16 protein-coding genes are annotated in these 16,551 nt (G+C 42.9%); 10 read left to right on the top strand and 6 right to left on the bottom strand.

Annotated elements, in window-relative coordinates:
- Window positions 1-39 precede the first annotated feature (39 nt).
- Window positions 40-1,485, top strand: a complete 1,446-nt coding sequence (locus N7974_RS04040) for a glutamate synthase subunit beta (RefSeq protein WP_262964375.1) — start codon at window positions 40-42, stop codon at window positions 1,483-1,485.
- Window positions 1,486-1,717: 232 nt separating this feature from the next.
- Here the strand turns inward: N7974_RS04040 and ispB are convergent, their stop codons facing one another.
- Window positions 1,718-2,728 carry an octaprenyl diphosphate synthase gene (gene ispB / locus N7974_RS04035; RefSeq protein ID WP_262964374.1) on the bottom strand — a complete coding sequence of 337 codons (1,011 nt, stop codon included), beginning with the start codon at window positions 2,726-2,728 and terminating at the stop codon, window positions 1,718-1,720.
- 264 nt (window positions 2,729-2,992) lie between these two features.
- Between ispB and rplU the strand changes: the two genes are divergently transcribed.
- From rplU to N7974_RS04005, 6 genes are all read left to right on the top strand, one after another.
- Window positions 2,993-3,304 (top strand): 50S ribosomal protein L21, encoded by a 312-nt coding sequence (gene rplU, locus N7974_RS04030; protein WP_262964373.1) that lies wholly within the window; start codon window positions 2,993-2,995, stop codon window positions 3,302-3,304.
- Between the two features lie 18 nt (window positions 3,305-3,322).
- Complete coding sequence (rpmA, locus tag N7974_RS04025) at window positions 3,323-3,580, top strand: 50S ribosomal protein L27 (protein WP_243219736.1); 258 nt, start codon at window positions 3,323-3,325, stop codon at window positions 3,578-3,580.
- A gap of 142 nt (window positions 3,581-3,722) precedes the next feature.
- Window positions 3,723-4,757 carry an Obg family GTPase CgtA gene (gene cgtA, locus N7974_RS04020; RefSeq protein WP_262964372.1) on the top strand — a complete coding sequence of 345 codons (1,035 nt, stop codon included), beginning with the start codon at window positions 3,723-3,725 and terminating at the stop codon, window positions 4,755-4,757.
- Window positions 4,744-5,865 (top strand): glutamate 5-kinase, encoded by a 1,122-nt coding sequence (gene proB / locus N7974_RS04015; RefSeq protein ID WP_262964371.1) that lies wholly within the window; start codon window positions 4,744-4,746, stop codon window positions 5,863-5,865. Before cgtA ends, proB begins: the two co-directional genes overlap by 14 nt.
- A 128-nt stretch (window positions 5,866-5,993) precedes the next feature.
- Window positions 5,994-7,439 (top strand): magnesium transporter, encoded by a 1,446-nt coding sequence (mgtE, locus tag N7974_RS04010; RefSeq protein ID WP_262964370.1) that lies wholly within the window; start codon window positions 5,994-5,996, stop codon window positions 7,437-7,439.
- Between the two features lie 95 nt (window positions 7,440-7,534).
- A complete protein-coding gene (locus N7974_RS04005) occupies window positions 7,535-8,251 on the top strand; it encodes a YebC/PmpR family DNA-binding transcriptional regulator (protein ID WP_262964369.1) in 717 nt (238 codons plus the stop codon).
- Between the two features lie 239 nt (window positions 8,252-8,490).
- On the opposite strand, the gene N7974_RS04000 is transcribed toward N7974_RS04005, so the two are convergent.
- Window positions 8,491-10,101 carry an NAD+ synthase gene (locus N7974_RS04000; RefSeq protein ID WP_262964368.1) on the bottom strand — a complete coding sequence of 537 codons (1,611 nt, stop codon included), beginning with the start codon at window positions 10,099-10,101 and terminating at the stop codon, window positions 8,491-8,493.
- Window positions 10,102-10,339: 238 nt separating this feature from the next.
- Here N7974_RS04000 and N7974_RS03995 point away from each other — a divergent pair, with 238 nt between their 5' ends.
- Together N7974_RS03995 and N7974_RS03990 are read left to right on the top strand one after the other, a co-directional pair.
- Window positions 10,340-11,323 carry a MerR family transcriptional regulator gene (locus tag N7974_RS03995; RefSeq protein ID WP_262964367.1) on the top strand — a complete coding sequence of 328 codons (984 nt, stop codon included), beginning with the start codon at window positions 10,340-10,342 and terminating at the stop codon, window positions 11,321-11,323.
- A 163-nt stretch (window positions 11,324-11,486) separates the two neighbouring features.
- The gene (locus N7974_RS03990; RefSeq protein ID WP_262964366.1) at window positions 11,487-11,915 is read left to right on the top strand and encodes a YcgN family cysteine cluster protein; all 429 of its coding nucleotides are present in this window, start codon (window positions 11,487-11,489) and stop codon (window positions 11,913-11,915) included.
- A 72-nt stretch (window positions 11,916-11,987) separates the two neighbouring features.
- Here N7974_RS03990 and N7974_RS03985 read toward each other — a convergent pair whose 3' ends face one another.
- The 3 genes from N7974_RS03985 to amrB all read right to left on the bottom strand — a co-directional run bounded on the left by N7974_RS03985 (window position 11,988) and on the right by amrB (window position 14,213).
- On the bottom strand, window positions 11,988-12,455 hold the full coding sequence (locus N7974_RS03985; RefSeq protein WP_262964365.1) for a hypothetical protein: 468 nt from the start codon (window positions 12,453-12,455) through the stop codon (window positions 11,988-11,990).
- 434 nt (window positions 12,456-12,889) lie between these two features.
- A complete protein-coding gene (gene amrA / locus N7974_RS03980; RefSeq protein ID WP_262964364.1) occupies window positions 12,890-13,447 on the bottom strand; it encodes an AmmeMemoRadiSam system protein A in 558 nt (185 codons plus the stop codon).
- Window positions 13,434-14,213, bottom strand: coding sequence for an AmmeMemoRadiSam system protein B (amrB, locus tag N7974_RS03975; protein WP_262964363.1), 780 nt, complete (start codon window positions 14,211-14,213; stop codon window positions 13,434-13,436). Before amrB ends, amrA begins: the two co-directional genes overlap by 14 nt.
- A gap of 149 nt (window positions 14,214-14,362) precedes the next feature.
- On the opposite strand from amrB, the gene amrS reads away from it, so the two are divergent.
- Entirely contained in the window at window positions 14,363-15,448 is a 1,086-nt protein-coding gene (gene amrS, locus N7974_RS03970; protein WP_262964362.1) for an AmmeMemoRadiSam system radical SAM enzyme, read from the top strand.
- Window positions 15,449-15,559: 111 nt separating this feature from the next.
- On the opposite strand, the gene N7974_RS03965 is transcribed toward amrS, so the two are convergent.
- The gene (locus N7974_RS03965) at window positions 15,560-16,315 is read right to left on the bottom strand and encodes a DUF5765 domain-containing protein (RefSeq protein ID WP_262964361.1); all 756 of its coding nucleotides are present in this window, start codon (window positions 16,313-16,315) and stop codon (window positions 15,560-15,562) included.
- Window positions 16,316-16,551 lie beyond the last annotated feature (236 nt).

Genomic DNA, 16,551 nt, shown 5'->3' with positions numbered 1-16,551 from the left:
ACCGCAACTGTGTAACCATTTTTTGTAGAAGGTATTGAGATGGGCAAGCCAACCGGTTTTATGGAATTACCGCGAGCTGAACGGCGCTATCAAGCACCGGGTGATCGTATCAAGCATTATCGAGAATTTACGCTGGCACCCAGCGATATTGAAATGGCTGAGCAAGGCGCACGTTGTATGGATTGCGGTATTCCTTTTTGTCATCAGGGCTGCCCGGTTAATAATATTATCCCGGAATGGAATGATGGGGTTTATCGTGGTGATTGGCAGCAGGCATTGGCAGTTTTGCATAGCACCAATAATTTTCCCGAGTTTACCGGCAGTATTTGTCCTGCGCCCTGTGAAGCGGCGTGCACACTTAATTTAAATGATCAACCCGTAACCATTAAATCGATAGAACGAGCCATTATCGATAAAGGCTGGGAAATGGGCTGGGTAAAACCTCAGATACCTGCAGAGCGGTCAGGTAAGCGGGTCGCTGTGATAGGTTCAGGGCCTGCGGGTATGGCTTGCGCTCAACAGTTGGCTCGCGCTGGGCATGAAGTGGTGTTGTATGAAAAAAATGACCGTATTGGCGGCTTATTACGCTATGGCATTCCTGACTTTAAAATGGAAAAAATCCACATCGACCGGCGTATCGCGCAAATGCAGGCCGAAGGCGTTCGCTTTAGACCTAACAGTAACATCGGTAAAGATATCCCTGTGCAAAAAATACTTGCCGAATACGATGCGGTGGTCTTAACCATTGGCTCGGAAAAACCACGTGATTTGGAAGTCGCTGGCCGTAATGATTACCAGGGCGTGCATTTTGCGATGGATTTTTTGCGTCAGCAAAATAAGCGCAATGCCGGCGATACCATCGCGGATGAGGTCGCCATTTCTGCACAGGGTAAGCATGTCGTAGTTATCGGTGGCGGCGATACCGGCTCTGATTGTATTGGTACGTCAATACGGCAAGGTGCACTATCCGTGGTACAGCTGGAAATTTTGCCGCAGCCGCCTGAAAAAGAGAACAAATTACTCACCTGGCCGAATTGGCCCAACAAATTACGTACGACTTCTTCACATGATGAAGGTATCAAGCACCGTTACTGGAGTGCCAATACCAAAAGTGTAACCGGCAAGAATGGCATTATTACCCACCTGAACGCGGTACCAGTGGAATGGAAGCAGGAAAATGGACAGTGGCAAATGAGCGAAAAACCCGATAGCACCTTTACGCTGAAAGCCGATCTGGTGTTGCTGGCAATGGGCTTTGTTCATCCGGTACAGGAAGGTTTATTGCAGGATATTGGCGTTGAACTGGATGGGCGAGGACAAATTAAAGCCAATGAAAAGGAATATATAACCTCGGTTGATAAGGTTTTTGCTGCGGGTGACGGTCGGCGTGGACAATCGCTGGTAGTGTGGGCGATACGTGAAGGCCGGCAAGCTGCCAGAGCCGTGGATGAGTATCTGATGGGCGCTTCAGAATTGCCAAGGTGATGGTTTTTGGCAGGGTTTTATTTTTGATAAACCAGGATGAATGATACGAAGAAAAAGCCAGGTATTATAGTCGGGCATAGCGAGCAGTAGGTCAGTTTATGCCGCCAAGTTTGTATAGCCAGGCTTGGGGGCCAAGTACAATTTGAAATATCTTGAACATTTTACGTTTTCTCTCGCGGTGAGAGGTTTGCGATGAGGGAGTCTAATGCTCAAGTAATTTCGTGTATGTTTTTTAGTAATTTCTCTGAACAGAAAATTTTGCCAATAAAGTTAATGCTTCTTTGTATTCGGAAGCGGGTAAAACACTTAGTGCATTAATGGCTTTTTCAGCTTCTTCATCCGCCCGTTGTTCGGTATATACAATAGCTTTGGTGCTTTGCACGATGGCATAAACTTCATTGAATGCATTTCGATCTCCATTTTTAATGGCATCAATGATTATTTTTGCTTCGGTTTCATTACCTTTTTGAATGGCGTAAATTAAAGGTAAGGTTGGTTTGCCTTCGGCCAAGTCATCACCGAGATTTTTTCCCAGATCTTCCTGGCTGGCTTTGTAGTCCAGTGCATCATCAATCAATTGAAAGGCAATGCCAAGGTGCTGTCCATATTTTGCCAAGCTTTCTTCTGTTTCCGAAGGTGCACCTGCTAAAACGGCACTTAATCTGGTCGCTGCGCTGAATAGAATGGCAGTTTTTCTGGCAATAACTTCGAGATATTTTGCTTCTGTTGTTTCGGGGTTATTACAATTTAATAGCTGCAATACCTCGCCTTCGGCAATGGCCGTCGTAGTTTTTGAGAGAATTTCCATGACGCGCATATTGCCTGTGCGTACCATCATTTCAAAGGCGCTGGAATACAGGTAATCGCCAACTAATACGCTGGCAGCATTACCCCATACGGCATTTGCGGATTCTTTGCCGCGTCTCAGATCGGACTCGTCAACAACATCGTCATGCAGCAGTGTCGCCGTGTGAATAAATTCAATAACAGCCGCAAGTATCAGATGATTTTCGTTAGCGCCGCCTAATGCTTTGGCAGCCAGCAACAGCAACATGGGCCGTAATCTTTTTCCGCCGTTGCCGACAATATAATGCCCCATCTGATTGATTAAAATAACATCGGAATGTAGCTCATTAATAATAAGCTGATCGACTGCTTTGGCTTCAGTGGCAGTTAAATTCTTGATTAAGTCAAAATCAATGGGTGCCAGAGTGTTCGAAGGTAATTGTGATTGCGATGCCATTGATTTAGTGCTGATTGCGTAAGGTTTGGTTATTTTTCATAGTCATAACTATAAAATACAAGTTTATTGAGTTATTATAACCCAATAGAAAGTTAACTGCCCGTGCTATTGAATAAAGTATGCTGGTGTCGATAGCTTTCTTGTGTTGCCATTAAATGGATCAATTCATTTAGTTGGTATAAATTTTAGTTGACTAGACTTGTGTTTGAAAATACAATTGTCCGTTAACTTTTAACAGATTAATGCTTGATGGAGCTTGCTCAGATGTATGCGGTAATTCAAACAGGTGGTAAACAGTACCGCGTTGAAGAAGGTACTTACTTAAAAATAGAAAAACTGGAGCTGGGCACAGGCGACAGCATTGAATTTGATAAAGTGCTAATGATTCAAACAGACGATGCTGTCAAAGTCGGCTTGCCTTTTATTGAAGGCGGCAAGGTTACAGCGGTTGTTTTGTCTCAAGGTAGACATGATAAAATCAAAATAATCAAATTCAGAAGACGTAAGCACCATATGAAACAAATGGGGCATCGTCAATACTATACAGAAATCCAGATTACTGGCATTTCTGCTTAAGATATAGGAGTTATATAGATGGCTCATAAGAAAGCTGGTGGTAGTACCCGTAACGGACGTGATTCTAATGCAAAACGCTTGGGCGTTAAGCATTACGGTGGAGAGTTGGTGACAGCAGGACACATTATTGTTCGTCAACGTGGAACCCGGTTTCACCCAGGAAATAATGTAGGATGCGGAAAAGATCATACTTTGTTTGCTACGGCAGATGGTAGAGTGCTTTTTGAAGTTAAAGGTCCTAAAAGTCGTAAATTTATCAGTATTGTTGCTGCATAAAGTTTATAGCTGCATTATAGTAAGTACTTATATAGGTCGGGTTCGCTTTGGCGTAACCCGACATATTTAAAAAAGCTCCGTCCTTTAATGACGGGGCTTTTTTTGTTTTTATCGGTTGGTTTTTAAGTGTGGCGTGTAAGTTATGAGATTTATTGACGAAGCGGAAGTTCGTGTAGAGGCGGGTGATGGTGGTAATGGTACTATTGGTTTTCGGCGTGAGAAGTATATCCCTATGGGAGGACCCGATGGCGGCGACGGCGGCGACGGCGGCAGTGTCTATTTAATTGCAGTGGAGAATGTCAATACACTGGTAGATTTTAGATACCATGCCGTGCATAGGGCGCAGCGTGGTCAAAATGGCATGAGTCGTAATTGTACCGGTAGAAAAGGTGAAGACTGTTATGTACAGGTGCCATTGGGAACCAAAGTTTCTGATTTGGAAACCGGCGAAGTCATTGGTGATTTAACTGAAGTTGACGAAACTTTACTGGTTGCCAAAGGTGGCTTTCATGGCTTGGGTAATACTCGTTTTAAAAGTAGTGTTAACAGGGCGCCACAAAAAGCCAGTAAAGGCTCTGAAGGCGAGCATCGCGTACTCGTTTTGGAGCTGACCTTAATTGCCGATGTCGGCTTGTTGGGAATGCCTAATGCCGGTAAATCCAGCTTGATACGCTCGGTATCATCTGCAACACCCAAAGTCGCTGATTACCCGTTTACTACTTTACACCCAAATTTGGGTGTGGTCAGTGTTGATGATTTACGCAGTTTTGTTATTGCCGATATTCCCGGCGTTATTGAAGGTGCTGCGGAAGGTGCAGGTCTTGGCCTACAATTTCTTAAGCATCTGTCACGTACCGGGTTATTGTTGCATCTGGTTGATGTGGCGCCATACGAGAGTATGGATACGCCGGTAGAGGCTGCCAGAAAAATTATTCATGAAGTTGAGAAATGGAGTGATGATTTGGCCAATAAGCCGCGTTGGCTGGTATTGAATAAAATTGACAGGTTGCCTTATGATGAAATAGATGAGCGTTGTCAGGCGATTGTTGATGAATTGGGTTGGACTGCTCCCGTATTTAAAATAGCGGCAATTAATGGCAAGGGTACCAGAGACTTAATGTTTGCCATTATGAACTTTTTGGAAGAACAGCGACGGAACGACAGTGAGCAGGCATGATTTTACCAACGTTAAGCGAGTTGTTGTAAAGATAGGTAGTTCTTTACTAACCAAAGGCGGTCAAGGGCTTGATAAAGTGGCCATTACTGCCTGGGTTAAGCAAATGGCGGGCTTAAGGCAGCAATCAATTGATGTGGTGCTGGTATCTTCAGGCTCAGTGGCTGAGGGTATGAGTCGTTTGGGCTTGAAGGCAAGGCCAAAGCTATTGCATGAGTTACAGGCGGCAGCGTCAGTCGGTCAAATGGGGCTGGTGCGAACTTTTGATGATAATTTTCAGCAACATGGTTTACAGGCAGCGCAAGTATTGCTGACGCATGATGACTTGTCTAACCGGCAGCGTTATTTAAATGCCCGTAGCACCTTATTGACCTTGCTAAAGTTTGGCGTAGTGCCGGTTATTAATGAAAACGATGCCGTTGCTACTGAAGAAATTCGTTTTGGTGATAATGATACGTTGGCGGCCTTGGTTGCCAATCTGGTTGAGGCGGAGTTGTTAATTATTCTGACGGACCAACAAGGTTTATTTACCGGTGATCCTGGTTTGTATCCTGATGCAAAATTAATTTCCGAGATTAGCGTTAATGATGATCGACTGGAAAAGATGGCCGGTGATAGTCGTAGCGGCTTGGGTCGGGGTGGTATGTATACTAAAGTCCGCGCGGCACGCCTGGCAGCCAGGTCAGGCGCTGCAACAGTCGTTGCTGCGGGTGCCGTTGATGATGTCATTGCCAAGGTAATGTCAGGCATTGATCTGGGAACTTACTTTTTACCTGATATTGAGCCTTTGGTTGCAAGAAAGCGCTGGCTTGCCGGTCAGTTGCAAGTTAAAGGGCAGTTGGTTCTTGATGCTGGCGCAGTTAAGGTATTAAAAGGTGCCGGTAAAAGTCTGCTTGCTGTCGGTGTTAAAGCGGTTTCAGGCCAGTTTGAGCGGGGCGAATTGGTTTCTTGTCTGGATGAAAGTGGCTTGGAGATTGCTCGTGGACTGGTTAATTATGGCAATATGGATGCCCAATTAATAGCCGGTAAGAGCAGTTCGGAATTTGAGAAAATTCTCGGTTATGCGGATGATTCGGAAATGATACACAGGGATAATATGGTGCTGGTTTAGGATTTTGTTGAAAGACGAGGTTCAAAAAAGGCGGTAGGCCAGTTTGAGAAGCAAAAAACCAGCATCGGTTTGATCTGTTCCAGGAGCAGATCAAACAACAATCTTTAATCATTAAAGAGCAGTGTACTATGCAAACTTCTGAAAAAATTCATTCTGCACAGTTTCTGGAGCATCAGCTACAGGATGTCATTACCCTGCTGGAAAAGCAGCAGTTGGAAAAATCCCTCGTTCAGCGTGGCCCTGGAGCCAATCACGAACTGGTTGAAGCGATGTTGCAAAATCAGCATCAAGTTCGTCTTCAGGAAAAATTTGCCCTTTTACGTCCGGCAGATACTGCTTTTATTCTTGAATCGTTGCCCCTGGATCAGCGTAAGACGCTATGGGATGCGATTAAAAACCAACATGACGGACAAGTTTTACTGGAAGTATCCGATGCAGTTCGACATACCCTCATTTCAGGTATGGAAGCGGAAGAACTGGCAATAGTCGCCGGTAAATTAAACACCGATGAAATAGCGGATCTTGCCGCAGACCTTCCCAAGAGAACCATGCTAAAGATTCTCCGGTCGTTAAATAGTAAGGATCGCCAACATTTAAATGCCATTCTTTCTTATCAAGATAATCAGGTCGGTGCGCTGATGGATTTTGGCATGATTACCATACGCGCTGATCTCAATCTAAAAGCAATCATTGCTTATATCCGCAAGCTCGGCAAATTACCCAGTCACACGGATAAATTATTTGTCGTCGATCAGTACGATAAAGTCCAAGGCATATTGCCACTGCAACGCTTACTAACGCATCCGCCCTCCCATCAGGTGGCCGATGTTATGGTGACCGATTTTATCCGCTTTCAGATTGACCAGGAAGCCGCCGAAGCGGCACGGGCATTTGAGCGTTATGATTTGATCTCCGCACCGGTCATCGATAAAGACGGCAAGCTACAGGGGCGGCTTTGTGTTGACAATATACTCGATTTTATCCGCGAAAAAACGGATGAAGACCTATTGACTCAGGCGGGTGTCGGCGAAGAAGAGGATTTGTTTTCCAGTGTCTGGAAAAGCGCCAGAAACCGCTGGGGCTGGTTATTAATCAATATTGCAACAGCCTTTGCTTCAACGCGTATTATTGGCGTCTTTGAGGATATTATTTTGCAACTGGTGGCACTGGCATCATTGATGCCGATTATTGCAGCGATGGGAGGTAATACCGGTAATCAAACCAGTATGCTGATTATTCGCTCATTAGCCTTAGGACAAATCACGCCAAGCAATATAAGACGCTTGATAAAAAAAGAACTCACCCTTGCCGTTATTAACGGTACTTTTATTGGCTTGATTATGGGATTGTTGAGTTTGTTGCTTTATCGGGATATAGCGCTTTCTGCCGTTATGACAACTGCCATGTTTATTAATCTGTTGGTTGCTGTAGTGGTCGGTCTTGGCATTCCATTGCTACGGCATAAATTTGGTAAAGATCCTGCAGTAGGCACCAGCGTTATATTAACCGCTATTACCGACTCAATGGGGTTCTTTATTTTTCTGGGATTAGCGAGTTTGTTTTTAATTAAATAGAAGCTTACGATTGGCCAAGTGATTAAAAGATTCCCTAGGCAATGACTTATCTGTAAAATTTGCCTATTTTTATTTGTCAATGGAGCAGTAATAAAATGGGTAGAGCCTATCAAAACCGTAAAGTGTCTATGGCCAAAACGTCTGATACCAAGGCAAAGGTCTACAGTAAATATGGCCGTGAAATATATGTATGTGCTAAAGCCGGTGGTGTCGATCCGGATGGTAATTTGGCATTACGGGGATTGATTGATCGGGCCAAGAAAGATCAGGTACCAACCCACGTTATTGAAAAAGCCGTTGAGAAAGCCAAAGGCGGCGGCGGTGAAGATTTTGCTCCTGCCCGATATGAAGGTTTTGGCCCCGGTGGTTGCATGGTGATTATTGATTGTCTGACCGACAACCCTAATCGTACTTTTGGTGATGTGCGTCAGTGTTTTACCAAAACAAAATGTAAGATTGGTACTCAAGGTGTGGTTAGCCATATGTTTGATCATGCCGCTATTTTGGCATTTCAAAATGATGATGAGGATGCTGTTCTTGATGCCTTGCTAACGGCTGATGTAGATGTTACTGATATTGAAAGTGACAATGGCAAAGTCACCGTCTTTACGCCCCAGGCTGACTACTTTAAGGCCAAGCAAGCCTTAATGGATTCGTTAGGCAAAATTGATTTTGAGGTAGATGAAATTCAATTTTTGCCAAGAACTGTTACACCCATTAGCGGTGATGATCTGGAATTGTTTGAAAAGTTTTTGGATATGCTCAATGAGTTGGATGACGTGCAAAATATTTATCATGATGCCGAGTATTGATGACTGATTCGCTTAATCGCCAATCCATCATCAATTAATGGTTAAATGATTTTATTTTTTTGGTCAAAAAGCCGTCAAACAAATACTACTCCAACGCCACTAAAGTTTCTGTGCTTCTTGTCCTTTCTCCGTTTATCCTTTGACAAGCTCAGGACGAATGGAGAAAGATAACAGGCTTTCAAGATTACGATACGCTTAGTCGGTTTACGAAACTTGTCTCAGAGAATTCGACAACAGGACTAAATTCCTCGGTAGCCAGAAGTAATGGGATAACGCCGATCGCGTCCAAATGCTCGACTGGTAATGCGGATGCCGGGAGGGGATTGTCTGCGTTTGTATTCATTTCTATCTACCAAATTAATGGCTCTGGTGACATGTTCGCGACTGAATCCTGCAGCAATAATTTCTTCAGCGGATTGATCCAGCTCCACATAACGTTCCAGTATAGGGTCTAAGACCTCGTAAGGCGGTAACGAGTCTGAATCGATTTGATCAGGCGCTAATTCGGCAGAGGGTGGACGGATAATGACTCGCTCTGGGATAACTTCTGACAGGGTATTGCGATAACGAGCCAATTGATAAACCAGAAGTTTAGGCACATCCTTAATAGGTGCAAAGCCACCGGCCATATCACCGTAAAGCGTTGCATAACCAACACTCATTTCGCTTTTATTACCGGTAGTCAGTAACAGTTTGCCTTGTTTATTGGAGAGTGCCATTAAAATAACCCCGCGGCAACGTGCCTGAATATTTTCTTCCGTGGTATCTTTAGTGGTACCTTGAAAAACCTCGGCCAACATCCCCGTAAAGGCATTAACGGCAGGTTCTATGGGAATTGTGTGATATTTCACACCCAGTATTTCAGCTTGAAGCACGGCATCTTCATTACTCATATCTTGCGTGTAACGGGAGGGCATTAACACGGCTTCAACTTTATCAGGCCCGAGCGCATCAACCGCCAACGCCAAAACCAGCGCTGAATCAATGCCACCGGACAAGCCCAAAATGGCACCTTGAAAACCGTTCTTGCGGACATAATCTTTAATACCCAGTACCAGAGCCTGATATTCGCTGGAAATTTCATTGTAAAGGGGAGCGCAGGTACTGGTTACCGGATGATTGTCGTCAAAATCAATGACACTGATTTGTTCTTTAAATTCTTCGGCCCGAAAAACAATGTTGCCTTGTGAATCAGTAACAAATGAAGCGCCGTCGAAAATTAACTCATCTTGACCGCCTACTTGATTAACATAGATCAGAGGAATTTGGGCGGCTTTAACCTGCTGGCAAATAATGGCTTCGCGTTGATGGATTTTTCCGGAATTAAACGGTGAGGCGTTGAGGGTTAGCAGTAATTCTGCGCCTGCTTGTTTAGTCGCATCAATAATGCCGCTTTTCCAGACATCTTCGCAAATCGTCAGGCCAATGAAAGTCCCATTAAACTCAAATACACAAGGTTTATTCCCGGCAGTGAAATAGCGTTGCTCATCAAACACGCCATAATTAGGCAGTGCCTGTTTACGGTAACAGGCGAGCATAACACCTTGATGTAAAACCACGGCGCTATTGTAAAGCTTATCACCGTCATGCTCAGGAAAACCCACTACCAAGGCAATGTCGGCAATACGGTCGGCAAGTTGATAAATGGCGTTGTTGGCTGCAGTAATAAAATCAGCGCGCAATAGCAGGTCTTCTGCAGGATAGCCGGTAATAGTCAGTTCAGGAAAGACAATCATATCGGCATGTAAATGATCACGGGCATAAACAGCAGCTTCGATGATGTGATCAACGTTGGCGGCTATATTACCAACCAGGAAATTGATTTGTGCAAGTGCGATTTTTAGTGACATAAAGAAAGGCTCAAAGTGCTGGCGAAAAATAGCTTGGAAGCTGATTGGCTAACATTATACGTTTTTTGCACAGGTGTGTTGGTAACAGCATGTAAACTCTGCCTTTAGAAGTTTGCAGTTAATAATCTAAAATCATTGGCGGTTTTTATATTGACAGTACCACTGTCATAATTTTGTCAATGTTTTGTAAAGCTTTATGTTACTATGGTTTTTAACTTTTTATGCAAAGAAGCAAGCTATGACTGGTATTAACGATGACTCAGCGCAATATTTAATTAGTACCGTTTCGAAAAGATCAGGGGTTAAATCTGATCTTGTCAGAGCTTGGGAACGTCGCTATCAGGCTGTCACACCTTCACGCACCTCAGGTGGGCATCGGGTTTACACCGATCAGGACATTGCCCGCTTAAAATTACTCAATGAAGCCACCAGCAATGGCCATAGTATCAGTCAAATTGCTCAATTTTCTCTTGATGATCTAAAAAAGCTTATAAAAAATGAACCCGATGCAATAACAAAAACGTTTAGTCGTGTTCTTCCTTTAGTTGCTGACAGAATTTATCTTACCGAAGATTATATTGAAAAATGCTATGCCGCAGTTTTAGCTTTTGATGCTAAAGCACTGGAATCGCACTTTGAAAATGCGATTGTAGAGTTGGGGACTGAAGTATTTATTGAGCACTTGCTGACGCCTTTGTTAAGCAAGATTGGTGAGCGCTGGAAATTAGGTGAGCTGAGACCGGTTCATGAACACATGACTTCATCGGTGATTCGTTCTTTGACTTATATTTTGCGTAACAATAATCCATGTGCTGCTAATGCACCCAGGATGATTGTTAGTACACCGATTGGCCAATTGCATGAACTGGGTGCTTTACTGGCCGCTATTATGGCAGAACTTAGCGGTTGGCAGGTAACTTACCTGGGGGCTAATCTACCTGCCGAAGAAATTGCCGCCGGGGTGAAATATACCAATGCCTGTGCCTTAACGCTTAGTCTTAGCTTTGCTACCGATGATCATATTGTAGCGAAAGAGCTACGACGACTTAAAAAATTGATGGGTAATAACGTTGCAATTATTGTCGGAGGACGTGCTGCGGGCCATTTTCAAGCGGTTTTAAACGAAGTTGGTGTATTAAATATTCAAGGTTATGCACATTTTAGACAAATTCTGGATCAACTGGCTTTAGAAAACCTGGATCAGGAAATTGATCAGGTATAAAAAGACACTATCAGACGCCTTCGTTGATTAAGCTGTATTATTCCTTATGGGGCAAGCCCAACAGTCTTAATCAATTTAGTACCCTATATATTTAAACTTCGTCCTTTTGTTTGGGATAACATAAGCCGATATTTTGCTAATTGATTAATCATTAAAATTTTCTATGAGCTTTTGGAAAACCAAGAAACTGCCTGAAATGACTACCGAGGAATGGGAATCGTTGTGTGATAACTGTGGTAAATGTTGTTTACACAAGCTTGAGGATGAGGATACCGGTGAAATAGTGTTCACCAATGTAGCTTGTAAGCTTATTAATCTAAAGACCTGTCGATGTACTCGCTATAGTGAACGTACCCGATTGGTTCCTGAATGTTTGAATTTAAAACAAGATGACTTTACGCAATTTCATTGGTTGCCTTCGACTTGTGCATACCGCTTACTCAACGATGGTAAAGAGCTGCCAAAATGGCATCCGCTAATATCGGGAAACACCAACAGTGTTAAAAAAGCGGGTGTTTCAATTAGACGTTATGCCATTAAAGAATCTGTTGGGTTGGACTTGGAAGACCATATTATTGAATGGCTGGATTGAATCCGGCATTTATGATTGTTAACTTGTAGGATATAAAGAAGATACGGGTAGCCTATTGAACTATTGCTGCTATCAGGGTTTAAGTTTAATAACAAAGCCGGCCCCATCTACCGTTTTTTGTTTGCCGGCTTCCGGTTCTGGAGACATCAAAAAACTGCCATTTAATTCTAGCGGCCCATGATTTTTTTCGGTTTCCGGGGCAAAAATATTAGTCATTTGACTTTGTGTTGCTGATTTTTGCTTATTTTTCAGACCGGTATTTTCAGTGCCTTGAAACGGTACGGAAAGATCAAGGGTTCTATCAAACTCGTCACGTTCAACAGGGTTTTCATCAGTAATACGGGTATCTGCCACGTTAATGGTTGCCTGTTTTCTTGGCTGCGTTTTACGGGTATTTTTGGTCTCTATTGATTGGAGTTCAAGTTCTGTTTTCTGCATTTCCTGAGTTGATATGGTATTAGCAATTGGCTTGTTAAAGCCGCTTAGGAACATCCATGAAACAGTTAAAAAACTGAATAAACATAGTCGGTAAATTGTCATTTTAATTTTTCCATTTCAGTTATTAAAATAACCGAGTTACTGGTAAAGCGGGGTAAAACATTTAGAACGATGGCTTGAACGGGAAAAAGAAAACAATCGGACTTGAGTGGTGATAAAGAAATTTAAACAATATTAGCAATAACGTAACCAAACTTTATCACAGTCAATATCTACTATACAAGGCGCATTTTTTTACAGGCCACTCAGAAAATAACCAAAATTGGTCGTTTTGCTGCTTTAAGAAAATTATGATTAAAAAATTACATTTTAAATTATCTAATTGAAAAATTTGGTTTAATTTTTTAGACAAAACGTTAACAGAACCTTGCTTGTAATTGATAGTATGGTTTTTTGCCTGTTTCTTTAGTCATTTTTTTGTGTCTTTCGTGGACTGTATGTTTGCAGTAGATATGAGCTGCATCAATTATAAATACTCAACCTATCATTTCGGTTCGATAGCGATAAATTTTGATATTTTTCGACCAGTAATTGGGTGCTAATCCTGCTTTTTGTTTTAAATGCTGTAGAAATTCTTCAGGCTCGGGTAATTGCTCCCATACTGAAGGCAGAAAGGTTCCACGCTTTCGACCTTCTTCTAATATTAAACCATCTATGCCAGGCTGTAGTCGGGTTATTAAGTCCTGTTCAGAGGTAAATGAAACCGCTTCTGCTGGTGTGAGTATGGACAAGTGTATTTCCAGTTCACCGAATTCATCTTCTGTCAGAGGCATAAAACGAGGATCTTTGAAAGCGGCTAAAAAAGCATTCTCTGCAATGTCCTCAACCAGTGGTCTGACTGCTTCCAACATCCCAATGCAACCGCGCAGTTGATGGTTTTTTTGCAAGGTAACAAAGGTAGCCCGATGTTCAGTCAATGCAGTCGGGAAATCGGCTAAATTAATTGTCAATGGCCGACCGGTTTGCAAACCATGCTGAATGGAGCTTTTGGCTACATTCAGCAATTGTTGTTGATGTTCTTTATTCAATGACATAAGCGCCATATCCTACGACTCTGTTTTTATCTCCAGCGGTATCGCCGGAGTTGCGCAGGTCAACTGTTTTAATAGTGAGTGATTTTTCCCGTGCCAGCTTTAACAATCCGCTTACCGGCACTTTACCGCAGGCGGAGCCATCAGCAAGCCGTTCATATTGCAGATGTTCTATGATCTGACTGGTTGCTTTGTCGAGTTGTTTGGCGAATTCATAGTCGTGATAATGACTCAAGTCAGAGCTAATAACAATCAATGTTTCATTGCCGCCCCACAGTGTTTCAATAACCTGGCTCACTTGTTCCGGTGAGGCATCGCCAGCGACAATGGGTACGATGGTAAAATCATCCAGCATTTCCTGTAAAAAAGGCAAATGGACTTCCAGGCTATGCTCATGGGTATGGGCCTCCTCAAGGTAATCAACAAAGGGGAGTTTAGCTATCATTTCTATGGCTTTCTGGTCGACAGTAATAGAGCCTAACGGGGTAATAAATGCTTGCGCCTTGCTTACCGCCAGTCCCTTAAAAGCAACGCGATGAGAAGGGCCAATAATAACAACGCGGGTAATCAAGTCATGCGCTTTTTTTAATCGGGCATAGGCCGTTGCAGCAACGGGACCTGAATAAATATAGCCGGCATGTGGAGCAATAATGGCTTTGGGAGTTTTCGCACTCGTTTCAGCCTCGTTTAAATAACTGTCCAGCATTTGATGTAATTGTATCGGGTTGGAAGGATAAAAAGTTCCTGCGACTGCGGGTTGTCTGTTCATGAGCTTGTCCTTTATTTTTCAGTAAAAGATTTATAGTAATCTTTGCAAATCAAGAGTAAATATTTTATGCTAATATCTTTGCCACAGATATTACATGTTAATGCTGTGTTCTGACAAGATGATTTATTAACGGTTCCAGGAGAATGGTAATGACTGCTTTTATTACCCATGACACAGTGAAAACACGCTATTGGCACAGCTTGGATGATGGCCGTATTCAATGCGATCTCTGTCCGAGATTTTGCAAGTTGCACAAAGACCAGCGTGGTTTGTGCTTCGTCAGGCAGAATCTGGATGATCAGCTTGTTATGACCAGTTATGGTAGGTCCAGTGGTTTTGCTATTGATCCTATTGAAAAGAAACCGTTGAATCATTTTTTACCTGGCACACCGGTATTTTCATTCGGTACGGCGGGTTGTAATCTCGCCTGTAAGTTTTGCCAGAACTGGGATATCAGTAAATCGCGGGAAATGGATACCCTGATGAGTAAGGCATCTCCCGACGCAATTGCCCAGGCTGCGCTAGACTATGGTTGTGACAGCGTTGCTTATACCTACAATGATCCGGTCGTTTTTCATGAATATGCGATTGATACTGCTCAGGCCTGCAGAGATCTTGGCATAAAATCAGTGGCAGTTTCAGCAGGTTACGTCTGTGCGCAGCCCCGAGCTGAATTTTATCAATGGATGGATGCCGCTAATATTGATTTAAAAGCTTTTAGCGAGCATTTTTATCACCACATTACTGGCGGTCACCTACAACCGGTATTGGAAACGCTACAATATATCAAGCACGAAACGTCTACCTGGTTGGAGTTAACGACGTTACTTATTCCTGGCGAGAATGATACGGAAGCCGAGATTGAAGCAATGACCCAATGGGTGGTTGAAAATCTGGGGCCGGATGTACCTATGCATTTTACGGCCTTTCATCCTGACTGGAAGATGCTCGACAAGCCACCGACACCGATATCATCGTTATTACAGGCACGGCAGATTGCTTTAAAAAATGGTGTGCATTATGCCTATGTGGGTAATGTGCATGACAAGTCGGCAGACAGTACTTATTGTCACGGTTGCGGCAAGTTATTGATAGGTCGTGACTGGTATGAACTGTCAGAATGGAATCTGGATGCGGCAGGATGTTGTCGTTTTTGTGGGGTGCGTTGTGCCGGGATATTTAATCCAAAGCCTGGAAACTGGGGCGCAAAACGAAAAGCCGTTATTATGAGTTGAGCAACATGATTGCTGTTAACTCACTACGAAGATCACAATAATTGTTTTTGTGATCTTCGTATTTTTAATGATAGCTAAAAAGCGGTTAACAGAAAGTAATGCTTACACAAGCTAAAGTGAATCGCCAATTTCAGTTTTATAAAAAGGCCACTTTTTAACGTGTAAAAATTTTCTGATAGGTGATTTAATCACTGATACACAAAGAGCGATAGAAAACAGGCACCAGACGGCAGCATATTCATTGGGATCTGTGGTGGTAATATCTGAAATAAACGGACCAATCAGATAATGAAAAGCCACAAAACGCCATGAACCATACATTAACGGCATATAAAAAGACACCAGAATATAGGTGAATGCATGCAGTCCCCAGTTAAAACCAAATAACCATTTAACAGGATCTGACATGAGGCCGTTTAGAGGCATTTGCCAGGCAATATGCCAAGAACCGGACGTTGAACAGACTGCGGGTCCGCAAAAACCTTCGACACCAATGTTACAGGTACCGGCCCAGGCAAATGGATACATTTTGATAAGCATGGCTATTGAGCCTATTGCACAAATTGTATAAACCGTTGTTCTGATTTTTAATTTGACACTAACCGGAATGAAATACATCGCGACCATATTGACAAAAAATGGCTGAAACGCGACGTGTAAATAACCTAAAAGCGTGAGTATCTGATTATTCGGATTATCACATAAATCGATATAGACATAAGTTACTGCCTGTAATAACTCCATTAAGGCAAAATAAGTTAACGGAATCCAAAGTTCTTTCGATTCCCCTTGTTTAAGTGCAACATAAGCTGCCGTACTCAAACCTGCGATAGCTAAAACGCCTGACGCTTCACCACTCCAACACATAAAGCTGTACCCCCCTCTTTTATATTTATTAAATACTGCCTGCTATAACAGTCTATTTGTTGGCTTATTAACATTGAAACATCAGTTCAGTTTTTTGATGGTTAATAGTTCAATCAGCATAACGTCGGGTATTGTATTACAAGTTGAGAGGGATTGATAAAGGCTTGTGTAAACCTTCTGAGTGTTATGGGTAATAAACGAGTCCGGTAACAGGATTTAAAGCAGTTGTTACAGAA

It is taken from the genome of Methylobacter psychrophilus, from assembly GCF_025583945.1.
In the GTDB taxonomy this organism is placed as follows: Bacteria; Pseudomonadota; Gammaproteobacteria; order Methylococcales; family Methylomonadaceae; genus Methylobacter_C; species Methylobacter_C psychrophilus.
Note: the sequence above shows the minus strand (reverse complement) of the source record. Positions and strands in the feature narration are given on the sequence as shown.

What these genes read in the sequence shown, in the direction of transcription:
- N7974_RS04040 (WP_262964375.1), top strand. Translation starts at nt 40, where the DNA reads ATGGGCAAGCCAACCGGTTTTATGGAATTACCGCGAGCTGAACGGCGC.
- ispB (WP_262964374.1), bottom strand. Translation starts at nt 2,728, where the DNA reads ATGGCATCGCAATCACAATTACCTTCGAACACTCTGGCACCCATTGAT.
- rplU (WP_262964373.1), top strand. Translation starts at nt 2,993, where the DNA reads ATGTATGCGGTAATTCAAACAGGTGGTAAACAGTACCGCGTTGAAGAA.
- rpmA (WP_243219736.1), top strand. Translation starts at nt 3,323, where the DNA reads ATGGCTCATAAGAAAGCTGGTGGTAGTACCCGTAACGGACGTGATTCT.
- cgtA (WP_262964372.1), top strand. Translation starts at nt 3,723, where the DNA reads ATGAGATTTATTGACGAAGCGGAAGTTCGTGTAGAGGCGGGTGATGGT.
- mgtE (WP_262964370.1), top strand. Translation starts at nt 5,994, where the DNA reads ATGCAAACTTCTGAAAAAATTCATTCTGCACAGTTTCTGGAGCATCAG.
- N7974_RS04005 (WP_262964369.1), top strand. Translation starts at nt 7,535, where the DNA reads ATGGGTAGAGCCTATCAAAACCGTAAAGTGTCTATGGCCAAAACGTCT.
- N7974_RS04000 (WP_262964368.1), bottom strand. Translation starts at nt 10,101, where the DNA reads ATGTCACTAAAAATCGCACTTGCACAAATCAATTTCCTGGTTGGTAAT.
- N7974_RS03995 (WP_262964367.1), top strand. Translation starts at nt 10,340, where the DNA reads ATGACTGGTATTAACGATGACTCAGCGCAATATTTAATTAGTACCGTT.
- N7974_RS03990 (WP_262964366.1), top strand. Translation starts at nt 11,487, where the DNA reads ATGAGCTTTTGGAAAACCAAGAAACTGCCTGAAATGACTACCGAGGAA.
- N7974_RS03985 (WP_262964365.1), bottom strand. Translation starts at nt 12,455, where the DNA reads ATGACAATTTACCGACTATGTTTATTCAGTTTTTTAACTGTTTCATGG.
- amrA (WP_262964364.1), bottom strand. Translation starts at nt 13,447, where the DNA reads ATGTCATTGAATAAAGAACATCAACAACAATTGCTGAATGTAGCCAAA.
- amrB (WP_262964363.1), bottom strand. Translation starts at nt 14,213, where the DNA reads ATGAACAGACAACCCGCAGTCGCAGGAACTTTTTATCCTTCCAACCCG.
- amrS (WP_262964362.1), top strand. Translation starts at nt 14,363, where the DNA reads ATGACTGCTTTTATTACCCATGACACAGTGAAAACACGCTATTGGCAC.
- N7974_RS03965 (WP_262964361.1), bottom strand. Translation starts at nt 16,315, where the DNA reads ATGTGTTGGAGTGGTGAAGCGTCAGGCGTTTTAGCTATCGCAGGTTTG.